The organism is Lishizhenia tianjinensis (assembly GCF_900116425.1).
GTDB lineage: Bacteria > Bacteroidota > Bacteroidia > Flavobacteriales_D > Crocinitomicaceae > Lishizhenia > Lishizhenia tianjinensis.
In genome coordinates this window covers 606,013-621,535 of sequence record NZ_FPAS01000002.1, presented here as the reverse complement: position 1 = coordinate 621,535, position 15,523 = coordinate 606,013, and the positions used below count along the sequence as shown (strand labels likewise).

Annotated in this window: 11 protein-coding genes; 6 read left to right on the top strand and 5 right to left on the bottom strand. The window is 37.9% G+C overall.

The window, feature by feature from the left end:
* Positions 1-18 precede the first annotated feature (18 nt).
* Positions 19-2,421: a DUF5916 domain-containing protein gene (locus tag BM327_RS09330; protein WP_090248729.1), complete on the bottom strand. Its 2,403-nt coding sequence runs from the start codon at positions 2,419-2,421 to the stop codon at positions 19-21.
* Positions 2,422-2,493: 72 nt separating this feature from the next.
* Here BM327_RS09330 and BM327_RS09325 point away from each other — a divergent pair, with 72 nt between their 5' ends.
* A complete protein-coding gene (locus BM327_RS09325) occupies positions 2,494-3,390 on the top strand; it encodes a hypothetical protein (RefSeq protein ID WP_139230319.1) in 897 nt (298 codons plus the stop codon).
* On the opposite strand, the gene BM327_RS09320 is transcribed toward BM327_RS09325, so the two are convergent.
* Positions 3,370-5,283 carry a ComEC/Rec2 family competence protein gene (locus BM327_RS09320; protein ID WP_090248723.1) on the bottom strand — a complete coding sequence of 638 codons (1,914 nt, stop codon included), beginning with the start codon at positions 5,281-5,283 and terminating at the stop codon, positions 3,370-3,372. The two genes, BM327_RS09325 and BM327_RS09320, sit on opposite strands and share 21 nt — an antisense overlap.
* 182 nt (positions 5,284-5,465) lie before the next feature.
* Here BM327_RS09320 and thrS point away from each other — a divergent pair, with 182 nt between their 5' ends.
* The 5 genes from thrS (at position 5,466) to BM327_RS09295 (ending at position 10,406) form a co-directional block, all read left to right on the top strand.
* Entirely contained in the window at positions 5,466-7,409 is a 1,944-nt protein-coding gene (thrS, locus tag BM327_RS09315) for a threonine--tRNA ligase (protein WP_090248930.1), read from the top strand.
* A 35-nt stretch (positions 7,410-7,444) separates the two neighbouring features.
* Entirely contained in the window at positions 7,445-7,993 is a 549-nt protein-coding gene (gene infC / locus BM327_RS09310) for a translation initiation factor IF-3 (protein ID WP_090248721.1), read from the top strand.
* Positions 7,994-8,051: 58 nt separating this feature from the next.
* Positions 8,052-8,249 carry a 50S ribosomal protein L35 gene (gene rpmI, locus BM327_RS09305; protein ID WP_090248719.1) on the top strand — a complete coding sequence of 66 codons (198 nt, stop codon included), beginning with the start codon at positions 8,052-8,054 and terminating at the stop codon, positions 8,247-8,249.
* A 108-nt stretch (positions 8,250-8,357) separates the two neighbouring features.
* Entirely contained in the window at positions 8,358-8,705 is a 348-nt protein-coding gene (gene rplT / locus BM327_RS09300; protein WP_090248717.1) for a 50S ribosomal protein L20, read from the top strand.
* A gap of 78 nt (positions 8,706-8,783) precedes the next feature.
* On the top strand, positions 8,784-10,406 hold the full coding sequence (locus BM327_RS09295; protein WP_170853726.1) for a T9SS type A sorting domain-containing protein: 1,623 nt from the start codon (positions 8,784-8,786) through the stop codon (positions 10,404-10,406).
* Between the two features lie 50 nt (positions 10,407-10,456).
* Here the strand turns inward: BM327_RS09295 and BM327_RS09290 are convergent, their stop codons facing one another.
* From BM327_RS09290 to BM327_RS09280, 3 genes are read right to left on the bottom strand one after another with little or no spacing between them, the layout of a single operon-like run.
* Complete coding sequence (locus BM327_RS09290; RefSeq protein ID WP_090248713.1) at positions 10,457-12,277, bottom strand: cytochrome-c peroxidase; 1,821 nt, start codon at positions 12,275-12,277, stop codon at positions 10,457-10,459.
* 6 nt (positions 12,278-12,283) lie between these two features.
* Positions 12,284-13,171 (bottom strand): leucine-rich repeat domain-containing protein, encoded by an 888-nt coding sequence (locus BM327_RS09285; protein WP_090248711.1) that lies wholly within the window; start codon positions 13,169-13,171, stop codon positions 12,284-12,286.
* A gap of 51 nt (positions 13,172-13,222) precedes the next feature.
* Positions 13,223-15,418, bottom strand: a complete 2,196-nt coding sequence (locus BM327_RS09280; protein WP_090248710.1) for an alkaline phosphatase PhoX — start codon at positions 15,416-15,418, stop codon at positions 13,223-13,225.
* Between the last annotated feature and the right edge of the window lie 105 nt (positions 15,419-15,523).

The window sequence follows — 15,523 nt, the reverse complement described above, 5'->3', positions numbered from 1 at the left end:
AGAGGGTGGGATGAATGTTTAAAGCACGTCCTGCCCTTCTTTGAAATACAAGGCATCTATAAAGACCAACAACCTAAACGAGAAAGAATTGGTTTGCGCGTACTCGAACAAATTACCCACACTGTTGAAATAACTAGGAGCTAAATCTGCTTGTTGCGTTAAAATGTTGTTCTTATAAACCAACCTCAATTCACTTCCAGGTAAAAACACCCATCTATAATTCAAGTCTATAGAAAAAGCATTGAAGTTGATGTCGTGCATCTCTTGTCCCTCACTATCCCTTCCTGTATAGGCAGATGCTACTCTATTCCCATCCTTCCCCAAAGCGTCAAAACGATGATAGTCTACATTTTGCCAATTGTGACGCACGCGTATATCTATACCCATTCTGTTGGTGAAAATGAATTCAGAAGTAAAGGTATTGGTAATGATGTTTCGGTTTCTTTCTCCTAAAATGATTTCATCACTTTCATAATCAATGGGACGTACATACCCAAAGTCATTGACCAAATAGTCAATATTAGCATCTAAGACTAAAAACCATTTATCAGAAACACGCACCCTTGGACTCACTCCCAAAGAAGCACTTCTCTGATCCCAACCCACGTAATCTTCAAAATACCCAGAAACATCCAAGGCAAAGGGTTTGGAATAATCACTACTGTAAAAGAAGCTAGCATCGTACTTTGCATTTTTCTGTACAGGGTTACCTGGAGAACGCGCCTCAAAATGATCCAAACTTCCCAAAGGATAAACATTTACATCACAGCCCACCGTAAGGAAGTTCTTATAGGTTTTCCTGTGAAAGGCACTAAAGCGTAAGGTTTCGAACAACGCTGGCGCATACAATTCTGTATATGCCATATTTATCCCGCTCCATCTACGCAAGAAATTTCTTTTCGGTTTGAAATCAAAGTACTTGTAGAACAAACCATATTCTCTAAAGTTATTCCTCGCTAAATACCCCAAATCATTCGGGTTAAAATCATCACTAATTTCATTGTAATTAAACCCAAAGTTGTGCTCTCCTTGCACTCTACTTAGGTCTATAAATGCCGTATGACCAATAGTACTCGACGATTGTTCTTGAAGATTACTCAATCGAAGTCCTGTAAAAACAGCGTAATCGCCATCTTTCGAAAAAATATTACTTTGAGCAACGGTAACATTAGCGTTTCTAGCCTCACCTGCACGCTGTACATTGGAGTTTAAAAAATTAACGTAAGAGTTATTCTTCAAAGGTTTAGACAGTGAAACGATGTTATAATTCGTGTAAGGATTCGTCTCAACTTGGCGTTCCAAACCAGTCACTGTATCCCTTACTGTAGCAAAACTTCTACCTTCAATGGCGTTAAATACACCTACCCCCAGATTGTTTTTAGTTCTTCCAGAAATTTTGGAAGCATTCAATAAGTTCGCTTTTTGAGGGTTGGCAGTTAAAATTTCATTTCCTTTTAAAGCTGAGGAAACACCTTGTGCCTTATATGGAGTTCCTCCAACCCTACGCGAATAGAATACATCACCAATTCCAAAAAGATCTGTACCCTCTGTAAAAAAAGCTCTGTTCTCATCAAACTGAACTTCAAAGGGAGAAAGGTTTAAAACCAAATTATCACTTCGGGCCTGACCAAAATCAGGAATCAAGGTCATATCTAAAGTAAAGGCTTCTGTAATTCCATACTTCAGGTCCAATCCTCCATTTAAACGGTAATTACCCTCACCTTGCTCTGAATTCTTTTCATAATAGCCCGTTAAGTAAGGCGTAAAGGACAAACGCAAAGGTGGTTGAATTCCTTTTATTCCCTCTACCTTACCCGCTTGCTGTATCTCTCCATACTTTCTTGGGTCTACTGGCGACCAATAAGACTCTTCTCTTTTTCTACGTACAGAACGTTTGAAATTCACCTTCCAATGCTGTATTTCTTTGTTCGGAAAACGTATGGCGGAATAAGGAATTTTTATTTCAACACTATAGCCATAATCCTGTTTTTGCACCTTACTTTTCCATACTGCGTTCCACGACAAGTCTAGGTTATTATCCACCATCAGTCCGTCTATTTCAACTCCAGCAGCAGTAACAAAAAAGTAGAAAGCGCGCTGTTTATTACCATAGGTATCTATAGAAACCGCCATCCAGTCGGCATTACCAACATCATCTCGTTGCGAAAGAGAATAACTAATACTATCCGGTTCAGGATCGTGAAATTCACCGCCAATGTAAATGGCATCCTCTGCGTATACCATGTAGCATTTGGACAAAAATGAGGATGTATCTCCAAAACGAGGGTAGTTTACAATAAAATCTGAGGCACATTGTGCTGAGCCCCAAAAATCTTCATTTAAATAACCATCTAATTCTAAGGCAGATGACAATTTATTTACCTGATAAGTTCTTTGAGATAATCCAAAATCTGCTATCATTGTAAAAAATAGCACAATAGTTGTAAGAATGTAACCGCACTTCATAATTAAGAACCGCAAATATCATAAGCAATGCGCTCGAAAACAAACCATTTATACTTTTTTCATGTTTTACCGCTATACCTTGTGCTTTTAATTTTACCGGCGTGTGCCTCAACTAAGAACGTTGGTAAAAGTCTTCAGAGTCAAGAAAAAACCCGAGAACTAGCCATTGAACGCTATATAAAATCGACCTTAGGAGAAGATAGTAACCGTTACGAAAGCATCGCTTATGGAAAACTCATCGTAACTAAACCAGAAAGTTTCTTCCCTTTAGATTCTATGTACAGACTTAAAACAGAATTATTAAAAAACAAAGGGAAGAATTATCATCAACTCGAAGAATTAGATCAAGCCATTGCAGTTAAACGACTAGAACTTGAAGCAGAAAAAAGTAACATCATCTACGAACAAGAACATGTTTACGCAGTAAAAAAAGATTCGACAGTTGAAATTCATGAAGTAATGGTTAACCTCGAAAACCAAATTAATGTCAACTTCCTCACCCCTTTAGATTCTAACTTAATCAACAAAGAACTGTTTTATACCTATAAAATCTATTTTTTCAACATGCCCTTTGTTATCACCAGCTACTATTATCCCTCACAAGAAGAAATTGAATTTTATCGTCTCTACAAAACGCACTATGAAAGTTTGTTTAGTACAGAAGAACGCAACGCTTTTTTAGACCACACCTTGAGTCTTATGCGCAAAGCAAAAAGAATTAGGTCTTTAAGTGTAAAAAAATTAGTTGAGAAAGATTTAAGTGATCAATTGGATAGAAAATTCAACATTATCAATTTTGAAATAGAAGAAACGGCAGACGGCCAAACAGTTGCTTATTACTGTGTTATAGAATTTTCAGATGACCAACAACCTCAATTCCATGAATATCGCTACGATGTTTATTTAAGGCAAACGGATTTCTAAACAACTATCTTGTTTATCCTTAAGTGCCAGATGGTGTTCTAGCGAATGGTAATTTAAGTAAAGTGAATCTTGACGGACTTCCACTTGTAATTCTCCTATACTAATTCGCTCATCTTCCAAGGGATGAAAACTAATTTCTCCCCCATTTTTTTGTTGGTAGTTTTTCAAAACAAACGCCAGTTCCTTTCGCAAAGAAGGGTTCGAGCTTTCGTAAACCACATGATGGTTTCCCTGCAAGGAAAAAAGTAAAGCCGGCCCCTTTGCTTCTAGAACAAATAAATGAACCTCCCTTAAACTCGCCTCTCTTTCCTTCACTATCCAACCTGCAGTAAGAAAAAAAACTACCCCCGCAATTAATATCAATTTTAGCCGCCTTAACTGTACTTGAAATTGGATAAAAAGTAAAAGTGCGTACAACACAAACATACTCCCCAACCCGATTTGAATGCCTTGAGTCAGCGCATAGGGCCAACTTGCAATTTCCTCCATTGCACTTGATAAAGAATTAAAACTAATTTTCAACAAAAACGCCGTTAAATCCGAGACAAAAGGAAGTACAGAAGTCACCAAAAAAAGTAGTCCGGAAAACATAGCTGCAAAGGCCATGAGTAAAAGCACCAAATTGGTAATTAAAAAGTAATTGGGTAATTGATGAAAATAATATAAGCTCAAGGGTAAGGTACCCAATTGCGCCGCAAAACAAAGTGCCGTTCCCTCCCATATTTTATGGAGCCACCCCTGTTTGAAATGCAAAAGATTTTTTATCCCTTCGAAAAATAGAGCAATTGAAAACATGGCTGAAAAAGACAATTGAAAACCTATATCCTTTAAATAAGCGGGAGAAAGAAGCAACATTAAAAAGGCCGTGCTTATCAAGACCTCCATGCTAAACATTCCTTTCCCTCTTAATTTACCCAGTACCAAAAAGGTAAACATCGTTGTGGCTCGAATGACTGAGGGAGAAGCACCGGTTAAAAAAGCGTAGCCCCACAAGACGACAAGAGCTACGATGAAATACAGATTCTTCTTCCTTAAAAAGGGAATCTTTTGAAAGAAAAATTGCAAGCAAAAAAGTAGTATCCCAACATGCAAACCCGAAACGGCCAATACATGCATTGCTCCAGCTGCAGTAAAATCATCTTTTACATCGGTGTTTAGATCAGACTTATCACCCAAAACCAAAGCCTTGGCAATTCCAGCCTCTTTGGATGCCAAAACACCTTCGAACTTCACGGCTAACTTTTCCCTCCAAGTAGAAAATACCTGCTGCCATCTATGGTTCTTTCCCACCTTCAAACTTTGGTCTGATCGTAAAAACACCCTGGTTCTCACCCCTTTGTTTTCCCAAAAAGAAAGAGCGTCGAAAGCGCCTGGATTCGTACTATTAGAAATGGGCGACAAATTAGCCCGAAAACAAAGCACCTCTCCTATTTGAAGCAAGGGCTGCGTTGAATCTTGGAAGTAAACAACCAACAATTTTTCTTTGGTTTGAAACTTACTTTCAGCTAAAAAAACAGTATTCACCTCAAAAAGCAAGGGAGAATAATTCCCCTCACTGACTTTGCCCTGAATAAATTCTGCTTCCACCACGACGGCCTCATCTGTATTTTGTAAAGAAAGAAGTAAGTAGTTTTGACCTTCCACATACACCTCGTAGCGTAACATACAGAAAGTGAGAAACAAGAAATAGAGTACAACGGACTTGAGTTTCACCTTAAGGAAAGCACGACGTTTCAAGATGAAATTCAAAACCATCAAAAGAACTGAAAAACAAGATAATAAGCAAAAGTAAGTATCAACTTCAAAACTAATTCCTGCAGCTAAAACATAGGATAAAACAAGGCATAGCAATAGATGAAATGCAAGACTCGGAACTTTGAGTTTAGGTGACATAAGGCTGATTTAAATTAGGTTGTGCAAGAAGTTACAACTTTCTCCTTTACTTCACAAATAATCTTAGAAAATCACATTGATAAATCTCATGCCAAGAAACTTTGTATAATCTGGCTTTTAGCTTCTGTACTAGCAATATTCTTTTTATTTTTGTAGTCTTAAATTTTTAGCAAAACTAGATGATGATAAAAGTAACTCTACCCGACGGTTCGGTAAGAGAATACGACAAAGGAAGCACTGCATTAGATGTTGCCAAAAGTATTTCTGAAGGATTAGCAAGAAATGTTCTTGCCGCAAAAGTAAATGGAGAGGTGCAAGATGCATTTCGTCCGATTAATGAAGATGTAGATCTTCAACTTTTAACCTGGAATGATACGGAAGGTAAATCAACCATGTGGCACTCTTCTGCACACATCATGGCTGAAGCATTAGAGTTTTTCTACCCAGGAATCAAATTAGCGATTGGTCCCCCAATTGAAAATGGATTTTACTACGACGTAGATTTCGGTGAATATACCATCACTGAAAAAGACTTAGAAAAGGTAGAAAAGAAGGTGAAAGATTTGGCGAAAGAAAAGTTAGAGTTCGTTCGTCAAGAGATTTCTAAAGAAGATGCAATTAAGTACTTTACAGAAAAAGAAGATCCGTACAAATTAGAATTAATTGAAGGATTGGACGATGGAAACATCACTTTCTATACACAAGGAAACTTTACAGATTTATGTAGAGGACCACACATCCCTAACTCTGGATTCATCAAAGCAGTGAAGTTGACTTCTATTGCTGGAGCTTACTGGAGAGGAGATGAAAACAACAAGCAGTTGACGCGTATTTACGGTATCACTTTCCCGAAAGCGAAAGAGTTAACCGAATACTTAGAGCGTTTGGAAGAAGCGAAAAAACGTGATCACAGAAAATTAGGTAAGGAATTAGACTTATTTACTTTCTCTCAACGTGTAGGTCAAGGATTACCTTTATGGTTACCGAAGGGAGCTGCATTGCGTGAGCGTTTGGAAAACTTCTTAAAGAAAGCACAGCGTAAAGGTGGTTACGATCAAGTAATTACTCCACACATTGGAAGTAAGGAATTGTACGTTTGTTCTGGTCACTACGCGAAATACGGAAAGGATTCTTTCCAACCGATTAACACGCCAGACGAGGATGAAGAATTCTTGTTGAAACCAATGAACTGTCCGCACCACTGTGAGATTTTTAAGTCAAGACCAAGGTCGTACAGAGATTTACCTGTAAGGTTTGCAGAATTCGGTACAGTTTATCGTTACGAGCAATCAGGAGAGTTACATGGGTTGACACGTGTAAGAGGATTTACGCAAGATGACGCCCACATTTTCTGTACACAAGATCAAGTAAAAGACGAGTTTAAGAAGGTTATCGATTTAGTATTGTACATCTTCAAGACCTTGAAATTTGAGAATTTTAAAGCCCAAATTTCTTTACGTGATCCTGAAAAACCAGAGAAGTACATTGGTGAAGATGCCAACTGGGTAAAAGCAGAAAGTGCGATTATGGAAGCTGCGGAAGAAAAAGGATTACCAACTGTAGTAGAATACGGAGAGGCAGCCTTTTACGGACCGAAGTTAGACTTCATGGTACAAGATGCGTTAGGAAGAGAATGGCAGTTAGGAACTATTCAGGTAGACTACAACTTACCAGAGCGTTTCGAATTGGAATACACAGGTAGCGATAACCAAAAACACAGACCTGTAATGATACACAGAGCACCATTTGGATCTATGGAAAGATTCGTTGCTGTATTGTTAGAGCACTGTGCTGGAGATTTCCCATTGTGGTTAACAACAGAACAATTCGCTATACTTCCTATCAGTGAAAAATATAATGACTATGCAGAAAAAGTTTCTGGTTTACTAAATAATTACGATATTCGCGGTTTCGTAGACGCTCGAAATGAGAAGATTGGTAAAAAAATTAGAGAAGCTGAGCTATCTAAAATACCTTTTATGTTAATCGTTGGAGAGCAAGAAGCGGAGAACAATACCCTAGCGGTACGTCAACGTGGAACAGGTGATTTAGGATCGGTTACATTAGACGCATTTGTAGAAATAGTAAATAAATTAATAGACGAAGAATTGACTACTGACAAATAATTGTTATTTTAAGTAGTGAATCATAAAAAGAGTAAATGAGAAAAGGACCTAGAAAAAAGTTTCAACCCAGAAGACAAGAAGATCCGCACAGAATTAATGATAGAATTCGCGTGCCTAAAGTAAGATTAGTAGGAGAAGGTGTAGAACCTCAAGTTATTGCAACACGTGATGCTATTAAACTTGCAGAAGAAGAAGGTCTTGATTTGGTTGAGATTTCTCCTAAGGCTGATCCGCCAGTAGCTAAAATTTTGGATTACAAGAAATTCTTGTACAACCAAAAGAAGAAACAAAAAGAGCTTAAAGCGAAGCAGTCTAAAGTTGTTATCAAAGAAATCCGTTTTGGTCCCAATACAGATGATCACGATTTCAACTTCAAGTTGGCTCATGCTAAGAAATTCTTAGAAGAAGGAAGTAAAGTAAAAGCTTTCGTATTCTTTAGAGGTAGAACTATCGTATTTAAAGACAGAGGTGAAATTTTATTATTGAAATTCGCTCAGGAATTAGCTGATTACGGTGTGTTAGAGCAAATGCCAAAATTAGAAGGTAAGCGTATGACAATTATGCTTAACCCGAAGAAAAAGTAGTACAGGGAAGTTTCCCATACGAAGATAAAGAGAGAGGTAACTTTAAAGAAAAGAGAAGATGCCAAAAATGAAAACAAAATCTAGTGCTAAGAAGAGATTCAAAGTAACTGGAACAGGTAAAATCAAAAGAAAACACGCTTTTAAAAGTCACATCTTAACAAAGAAGACGAAAAAGCAAAAACGTAATTTGACGCACGCAGGATTAGTTGACAAAGCTGACGAAGCAAACATCAAAGTACAATTAAGAATGAAATAATCTCTCCTCGGAGAAATTATACATTCGGTTAAATTTATTAAACCCGGTATTGTGTAACTAAGACTTCATGAAAAAAGGGAGCACATTGTACCAAAAAAATTAAAAGATATGCCAAGAAGTGTAAATCATGTAGCGTCAAGAGCGAAGCGTAAGAATGTTCTTAAGTTAGCTAAAGGATACTACGGAAGAAGAAAAAATGTTTGGACAGTAGCGAAAAACGCTGTTGAAAAAGGTTTAGCATACGCCTACGAAGGACGTAAGCAAAAGAAAAGAAATTTCCGTTCATTGTGGATTCAGCGTATTAACGCTGGTGCACGTCAGCACGGAATGAGCTATTCTCAATTCATGGGAGCGGTTAATAATTCTGGAATCGAGTTAAACCGTAAGGTATTGGCTGATTTAGCGATGAACCACCCAGAAGCTTTCAAAGCAATCGTTGATTCTTTGAAAAAGTAAAATAAATTCAACTCTCTCTATAAAAAAGCTCCATCCTTGATGGGGCTTTTTTTTTATTTTTACAAAAAAATAATAAACATGAAATTAACCACCCTACTTCTCGGTTTACTTATCAGTGCATTTTCCTATGGTCAAAATTGTCTAATTGGTATAACACCTACAGACACAACCGTATGTATTAATTCATCTGTTCAACTTAACGCCTATGCAAGTCCTGTACTCTTCATAGATACCTTTGCCAACAATCAATTATCTCCTGACTGGACAATTAGTTCAGGTAATTGCTACGTTAGTACAGCCTGCGGTAATAATCCTGACTATAGTAACTACCTCACTCTTGCTACGACCAATACAGGAACGCCCTCTATTACCTCAAAACTTTTTTACAATGCTTGTCCGAATTCTGGAATTAGCTTTCAACTTTACTCGGGTGATCAAGATGCTACAAATTCTTGTGATGGTGCTGACCTAAAAAACGAAGGGATAGCCGTTGAATACACTATAGATGGAGGACAAACATGGGAACTTTTGCGTTATATCATGCCCCATGGCGTTGATACGAACGTATTGGTTACCCAGAACATAGCCAACTCCTTTTTGTCACCAGACGATGGACAACCAGAACTTCCATGGACAACATATAGCTACAGTTTCCCAACAAGTACAATAGGACAAAACATGCAAGTTAGATTAAAACAACATTATTCATCAGGCGTGTGTTGCGACAAATTCAACGTTCAAGAATTAATCATTTACGGTGATGTTGGTTCTTGTGACTTCGCCACTTCACACGATCTTATTTGGAGCACCGGAGCTACTAATGTTACAAGTATTTCCCCTACTATTCCGAACGACACAGTTTTCACCGCTTCTCTTTATGATGCCAATGGAGTTCTACTTTGCAGCTCTTCACCTGTAATTGTAAATACCCATCCTGCTAATCTCTCAATTACGTCTGATCCTTTGACGCATTACACGGCTGTTGATTGTATTAATGACACTGTTTTCTATTCATTTTCTAACATCACAGGAGGTGTTGAACCATACAGTATAGAGGTAAACAACCAAACGCTACAGGACACAACCTTCTTCGTTGAATTTGCCAATCAATATAACGACACTTTATTCTACAGCTATGTTGTAACCGATGCTTGTGGAAATACTTATTCAGACTTGTTGTTAATCGATTTTCAAAGTGATGTTAACGCCAACACTGTAATCAATTCTATAGACCCACAAATGGGGAATTATGGAACTGTTTTTTACGATTCCATACCTGGAGTGAGCTACCAATGGCTCTACTGTGACAACAACTACTTTCCGGTACCAGGTGCAACAGACATGAATGAATTCACCTTCCCTTACACTGGACAATTCGCTCTAGAACTATCTTCAAATGGATGTATTGACACCACGATATGCATGGATTTATCCCATGCAAACATCTCTGTTGAAAAGGATATCAATATTCGTTTATCCCCCAATCCTTTTGAAAGTGAAATCACTATTAGCACTTCATCTCAACTTAATTATGATTTAACTCTTTTCGATACAAAAGGAGCAAAAATTGAGACTTACCACAACTTACAAGAAAGTGATTTCAAATTAAACCTTGACCACTTGGAAACCGGTATTTATTTCATTCAAATATATAGTGACAATCAGAACTTTTCAGAACTTTTTAGAATTGTGAAACAATAGGATACGTAAAAGGCCGTCTAAAATAGACGGCCTTTTTTATGAGTAATTTGTTATTGTAAATAAGTCGTATCTGTCAAGGCCTGCATAAACAAAACAATGTGCTTTTGTTCTTCATCCGTTAAATTCAATTGATCAAAAGGCAAGGTTTGATTTTCCAGTTCAAAACCGTATTTCTTCCCTCCGCCTTCGTTGTAAAAATCAACCACCTCTTCTAAGGTATTAAAAACACCGTTGTGCATGTAAGGAGCAGTCAATGCTACATTGCGCACCGTTGTTGTCTTAAATGCACGTTTATGATGTTGTATTTTATAGATTTCATACTTTCCTAGATCACCATCTAACACAGCACCTTCTTCAACATTTGCTACAGGTAGTCCTAAAACTTCACTTTCCATTTTCTCATAAAAAGGTGGTGCAACACCATTGAACAAGGGAGCGAAATGACACGTAGCACATTTTGCTTTTCCCATAAACAGATTAAAACCATTAATTTCACCTGTAGCTAAAGCTTCATCGTCTCCGCGCATGTATTGATCAAAGGGACTATTCATGGCACTTAAACTTCTTGTAAAAGCCGCTAAGGCCAACTTAATTTCCCTGTCCGTTATGCTTTTCTCACCATACACTTCTTGAAATGCTTTTTGATAAGATTTGTCTTTGAGTAAAGATTTAATGATGTCAGTAAACACGCCACCCATTTCTTGCTTATTAGTAATCACGGCATGAGCTTGATCTTCTAAGAAAGCCACTCTTCCATCGTAGAACTGCGTGCTCTGATACCCTGCGTTTACCAAGGTTGGTGTGTTGCGTAAAAGTCCTTCGTTTTTCCCTAAAACGGTATTTACTTTTAAACCATCGGTAAAGGCCAATTGAGGATTATGACAACTTGCACAATTTCTAGATCCGTCTACAGACAGCTTTTTCTCTTCAAACAATCTTTTCCCCAAAGCAACATTTTCTGGTGTCAATTCCAAGGCATCTTGCGGCGCAAAAAAGGACAAGTCAAAAGCATTTTCTTCAAACATATGTTTGGCGTCTTTTCGAATCGCAAAATCTAAATGATTGGGATATCCTATTTTTTCTCTTTTCGTGTACTCTTGTATAGCAGCTGTCAAGGGATTCAAATACACGCGAATAAAATCTGCCCTGTTAAAGTCATCAAAACTACCTGAATAGTTCTGTAAATAAACGATACTTTGCTTGGTTAAAATGGATAAATCATTCACGTGTTCCAGATACCCCAAAACTTCATCCATGGCCTCCAAAGTAAACTCTGCTTCCTTTACACTATTCAAAGAAACGGGACTATCAAATCCTGTTATCCCTTTTGTAATTAAACGATACATATTCAACTTTAACGCGTAGATTAAATTTGCATCATCCAAAAGAACGGCACTTTCTAATTGTGTCAACTTTTCTATTCCTTCCAAAAGTCCATCCACCTCATCCATTAAAGCTTCTCTGTTTAATTCCTCCTGGCTGTATACAAACTCTTCTACAACCTGAAATCCTGAAGGGTATAAAGGCATATTGGGCATACTGGGTGTTGCCTCCAACAAATTAGGTCCATTCACCTTTAATGCCGTTTCACGGAAAAAGTACTCAACAATAAACTCTATGTGTTTGTAATGTAATCTGCTTTCCACAAAAACTTCTTGCAACCTATTCTGATCCGCATTTTCGGCCAAACTTTTAAGTTGCAACAAACTATTTTTTAATGCACTTAACTCTTCTCCATAATACTTCTTTACCCTTTGGTGAGCAGAACTATTCACTTCGTAATACTCTAAACTTCTTGACGAACTCATCATCATCAAGCTCCCTAACATCACTCCTACGCTAAGCAGCGTAAACATCACTTTCGCTTTCATTTCTATCTATACAATTACCGTTAGATTTGGCAATCTCTTTTTTAATTTTTCTATCTCTTTTTGAGGAATATTGTTTCCTACCAATAAAAGTGTTCTTAGCTGCTTTAGTTTAAAAAGCGCCTTAGGTATTTCTGTTAGCTGGTTATGCGCTAGGTTTAAACTTTGCAAAGCCTCCAAATTTTTAAAGCTCTTTGGGAGTTCTTTTAATTCATTAAAGGAAACATCTAAAATGCTTAGCTTACTCAACTCACCCATACTTTTAGGCAGAGCTTGAAGTTGATTATGATCCAAATGTATTTCTTGCATGCTTTGCCAACCCTCTACGGCAACTGGTAAATAACTTATGCGGTTGTAGGAGAGTTTTAAAATCTCTAAACGGGACAAATTATTTACTTCAGGCGGTAGTGAATACAAGGCGTTGTGCTCTACTCCTAAATACTTTAATTGGGCCAATTCACCTATATGCGTATTGATGTATGACAATTGATTCCACGATAAGTCTAGAAACTCCAAAGCATTCAAAGCTCCTATTTCTGCTGGCAAATCCACCAATTGGTTTTCATCTAATTGTAAAAACTTTAGACTTTCCCAATTCTCTATATAACTAGGCACCGTAGTCAATTTATTTTCAGAAAGTATGCAGGATTCTAAGTGTGTTAATTTTCCAAGAGTAGAGGGCAAATGATACAGTGCATTTCCCTTCACATCCAAAAACCGCAATGCTTTCAATTCTCCGAGTACTGGATTTAGAAATTCCAATTCATTTAAACGGTAAGAAAAGCTTTCTACTTTATCTCTATCTTCAAGGGCAACACTTAAATCTGAATACGTAACAGAAACAGCCTTTCTTTGCGTAGTATCTTGCATTTGTGCAAAAAGGCAATTGCCCCCCATGAGGAGGACAATTGCCACAGTATAAACTCTATTTTTCAAAGTGATCTCTGATTAACGTTTTACTATTTTCTGCGTAAATCTTTGGTTACCTACCGTTACTACAGCTGTGTAAACTCCAGATGGTAAATTCCCCATTTCTACATTGATGTTGTTTGTTCCAGCATTCAAACCTTGAGATAAAATTCTTACGTTAGATCCCACCATGTTGTACACATGAACTACAGCAGCACCTTGTGCATTTGCATTGATTTGAATAGTAACATTTCCGCTTGTTGGATTAGGGAAAATCACAGGCTCTTCCACTGGCGCTTGATTTTCAACACTCGCTGGAGAAATGTACATTGCATCCGGACCTAAGTATTCTTTTCTCGCAATTACGATACAAGATTCTTTGTCAAATACAACTGGCGTTCCCGTTGCATCTATCATCTGTGTAGTGTTTCCACTAGATGGGTGCTGCATAGAAACGAACATGAATTTAAAGTCAGGAGAGAAAGTCATACCTGTTGGCTCACATCCCGCTGGCGTTACCGCAAACATTTTAACCGCTGGGTTGGTTTGTGTGTGACATGTTGGAACCATCCAAATGTGGTTACGACCACCATCTTGAATTACGTATAAGTTTCCTTCGTCGTCGAAAGTTAAGTTATCTACTCCACCTCTCCACTGCTCTTCTACTAATCCGTCAGCAGTTTCGATTACATAAATCCAATCTGAATTCCCTACAAACACCATAGCATCTGCAACTGTAGATCCATTGTCTGTAAATCTGTAAACTCGAGAAGAAGATTTAGATGTGAAGTAAATCTGACCTGAAACTGGGTTGATTTCAACGTCTTCAATTTTGTCAAAGTTCGTTCCTCCTACCGCTGAAGCGTAAGATAAAACATTGTTACAATCTGTTGGAGTAAAGTTAGGAATCCCAACCCATGTTCCTGTAGTTGCATTGTCTAATGGTCCGTCTAATTTTAAAACATATAAAGTACCTGCTGATAGATCTTCTTCAACATCAGCAACAAACTTAAATACGTAACCTGGGTTTTGGTCATTACCGAAGTAAACTGTTTTTCTGTCTTCTGAAACCACACAGTTTTCGTGTGACATTCTTCCCAACTTAAATAATTTCTCAGGCGCTCCGTCACCATCATGGTCAACTACTGAAGCTGTAGCTGGATCGATTTCTACCAACCATCCTATGTCTTGGTATCCATCTCCATTTGCATCACTTGTTGGTAATGTTTCTTCTGCTGTGATAATTGTTCCCCATGGTGTTACAGCACCAGAACAGTTACGTCCTGTACCTTGTACGGGAGCAAAATCAACCGGTTGGTTGTTGGTGATGTTCCAAATGTGTAAAGTTGAATCGAATTGAATATCCATCATAGAAACCCCTGCTGCTGGGAAAGATCCCATTTCGTGGTTTAAAGACAAGTAACCTTGGTGACTAGATCCGTTGATAGGAACATACCCTGTAAAGTCAAAGTTGTCACCTGTGTTCCCTTGCGTAGCATCTGTGTAAGGCTCTCCGTGTTGAATTAACATTTGGAAAGTGTGCGTTGATGGGATTCTTAACGAATCTGGTTGTACACTCGGCATAACCGACGTGAACTTCGAGATGTGTAAAGCATCCAACTCGTCGCTACAATCTACAGGTGCAACCAAAGGAATAATTTCTCTATAAGCCAATTCTAAATCGAAAGAAATATCAGAACTAGAAGGATCAGCTTGGTGAATCTCAACAGCAATAACATTGTTTCCTACAACCAAGCTCGTTGCATCTATTACCGTTTCGAAGTAAGTACTTTCATCACTCCCACCTACAGTTCCATTGGCGTAAGTTGTGTAATCTACTGCTCCAGAAGGCATGTTTACACGGTGAACTTCCGTTCCATTGATGTAAACGATAGCCCCGTCATCTCTTTTTAAGAACAATACCAACTCCTCATCTACTGTTGGTAAAGCTGATACTGAAAAGTCAGCTCTAAAGTAAGTGGTTTGGAACTTATTTTGTGCATCAGGACCATAGCTTAAAGTCGTAGTTTCATCACCATCTCCATATCCTAATTGTGCCTGACCTGATGCCCAAGCGCCATCATTAAAAGAAGGAGCAGTCCAAGTTGAACCCAAATCAGATCCATCATCTGAATAACTCCAAGTGCTTTCTGCTGGAAACACTACAGAGCTTTGTTGTGCTGCTACAGTACCAACCATAGCTACAAAACAGAATTGTGTAATTTTTTTAAACATCTCTATACATTAATTTATTCACTACAAAATTGCAGAGATGTCAGTTTAAACTAATTAATTAGGATTTAAAGCTTTATTAAGGATACACTATGAGGGATTAAGAAA

Excerpts from the sequence above, each read along its gene's own strand:
- BM327_RS09330 (WP_090248729.1), bottom strand. The coding sequence starts at position 2,421 with ATGATAGCAGATTTTGGATTATCTCAAAGAACTTATCAGGTAAATAAA.
- BM327_RS09325 (WP_139230319.1), top strand. The coding sequence starts at position 2,494 with ATGCGCTCGAAAACAAACCATTTATACTTTTTTCATGTTTTACCGCTA.
- BM327_RS09320 (WP_090248723.1), bottom strand. The coding sequence starts at position 5,283 with ATGTCACCTAAACTCAAAGTTCCGAGTCTTGCATTTCATCTATTGCTA.
- thrS (WP_090248930.1), top strand. The coding sequence starts at position 5,466 with ATGATAAAAGTAACTCTACCCGACGGTTCGGTAAGAGAATACGACAAA.
- infC (WP_090248721.1), top strand. The coding sequence starts at position 7,445 with ATGAGAAAAGGACCTAGAAAAAAGTTTCAACCCAGAAGACAAGAAGAT.
- rpmI (WP_090248719.1), top strand. The coding sequence starts at position 8,052 with ATGCCAAAAATGAAAACAAAATCTAGTGCTAAGAAGAGATTCAAAGTA.
- rplT (WP_090248717.1), top strand. The coding sequence starts at position 8,358 with ATGCCAAGAAGTGTAAATCATGTAGCGTCAAGAGCGAAGCGTAAGAAT.
- BM327_RS09295 (WP_170853726.1), top strand. The coding sequence starts at position 8,784 with ATGAAATTAACCACCCTACTTCTCGGTTTACTTATCAGTGCATTTTCC.
- BM327_RS09290 (WP_090248713.1), bottom strand. The coding sequence starts at position 12,277 with ATGAAAGCGAAAGTGATGTTTACGCTGCTTAGCGTAGGAGTGATGTTA.
- BM327_RS09285 (WP_090248711.1), bottom strand. The coding sequence starts at position 13,171 with ATGGGGGGCAATTGCCTTTTTGCACAAATGCAAGATACTACGCAAAGA.
- BM327_RS09280 (WP_090248710.1), bottom strand. The coding sequence starts at position 15,418 with ATGTTTAAAAAAATTACACAATTCTGTTTTGTAGCTATGGTTGGTACT.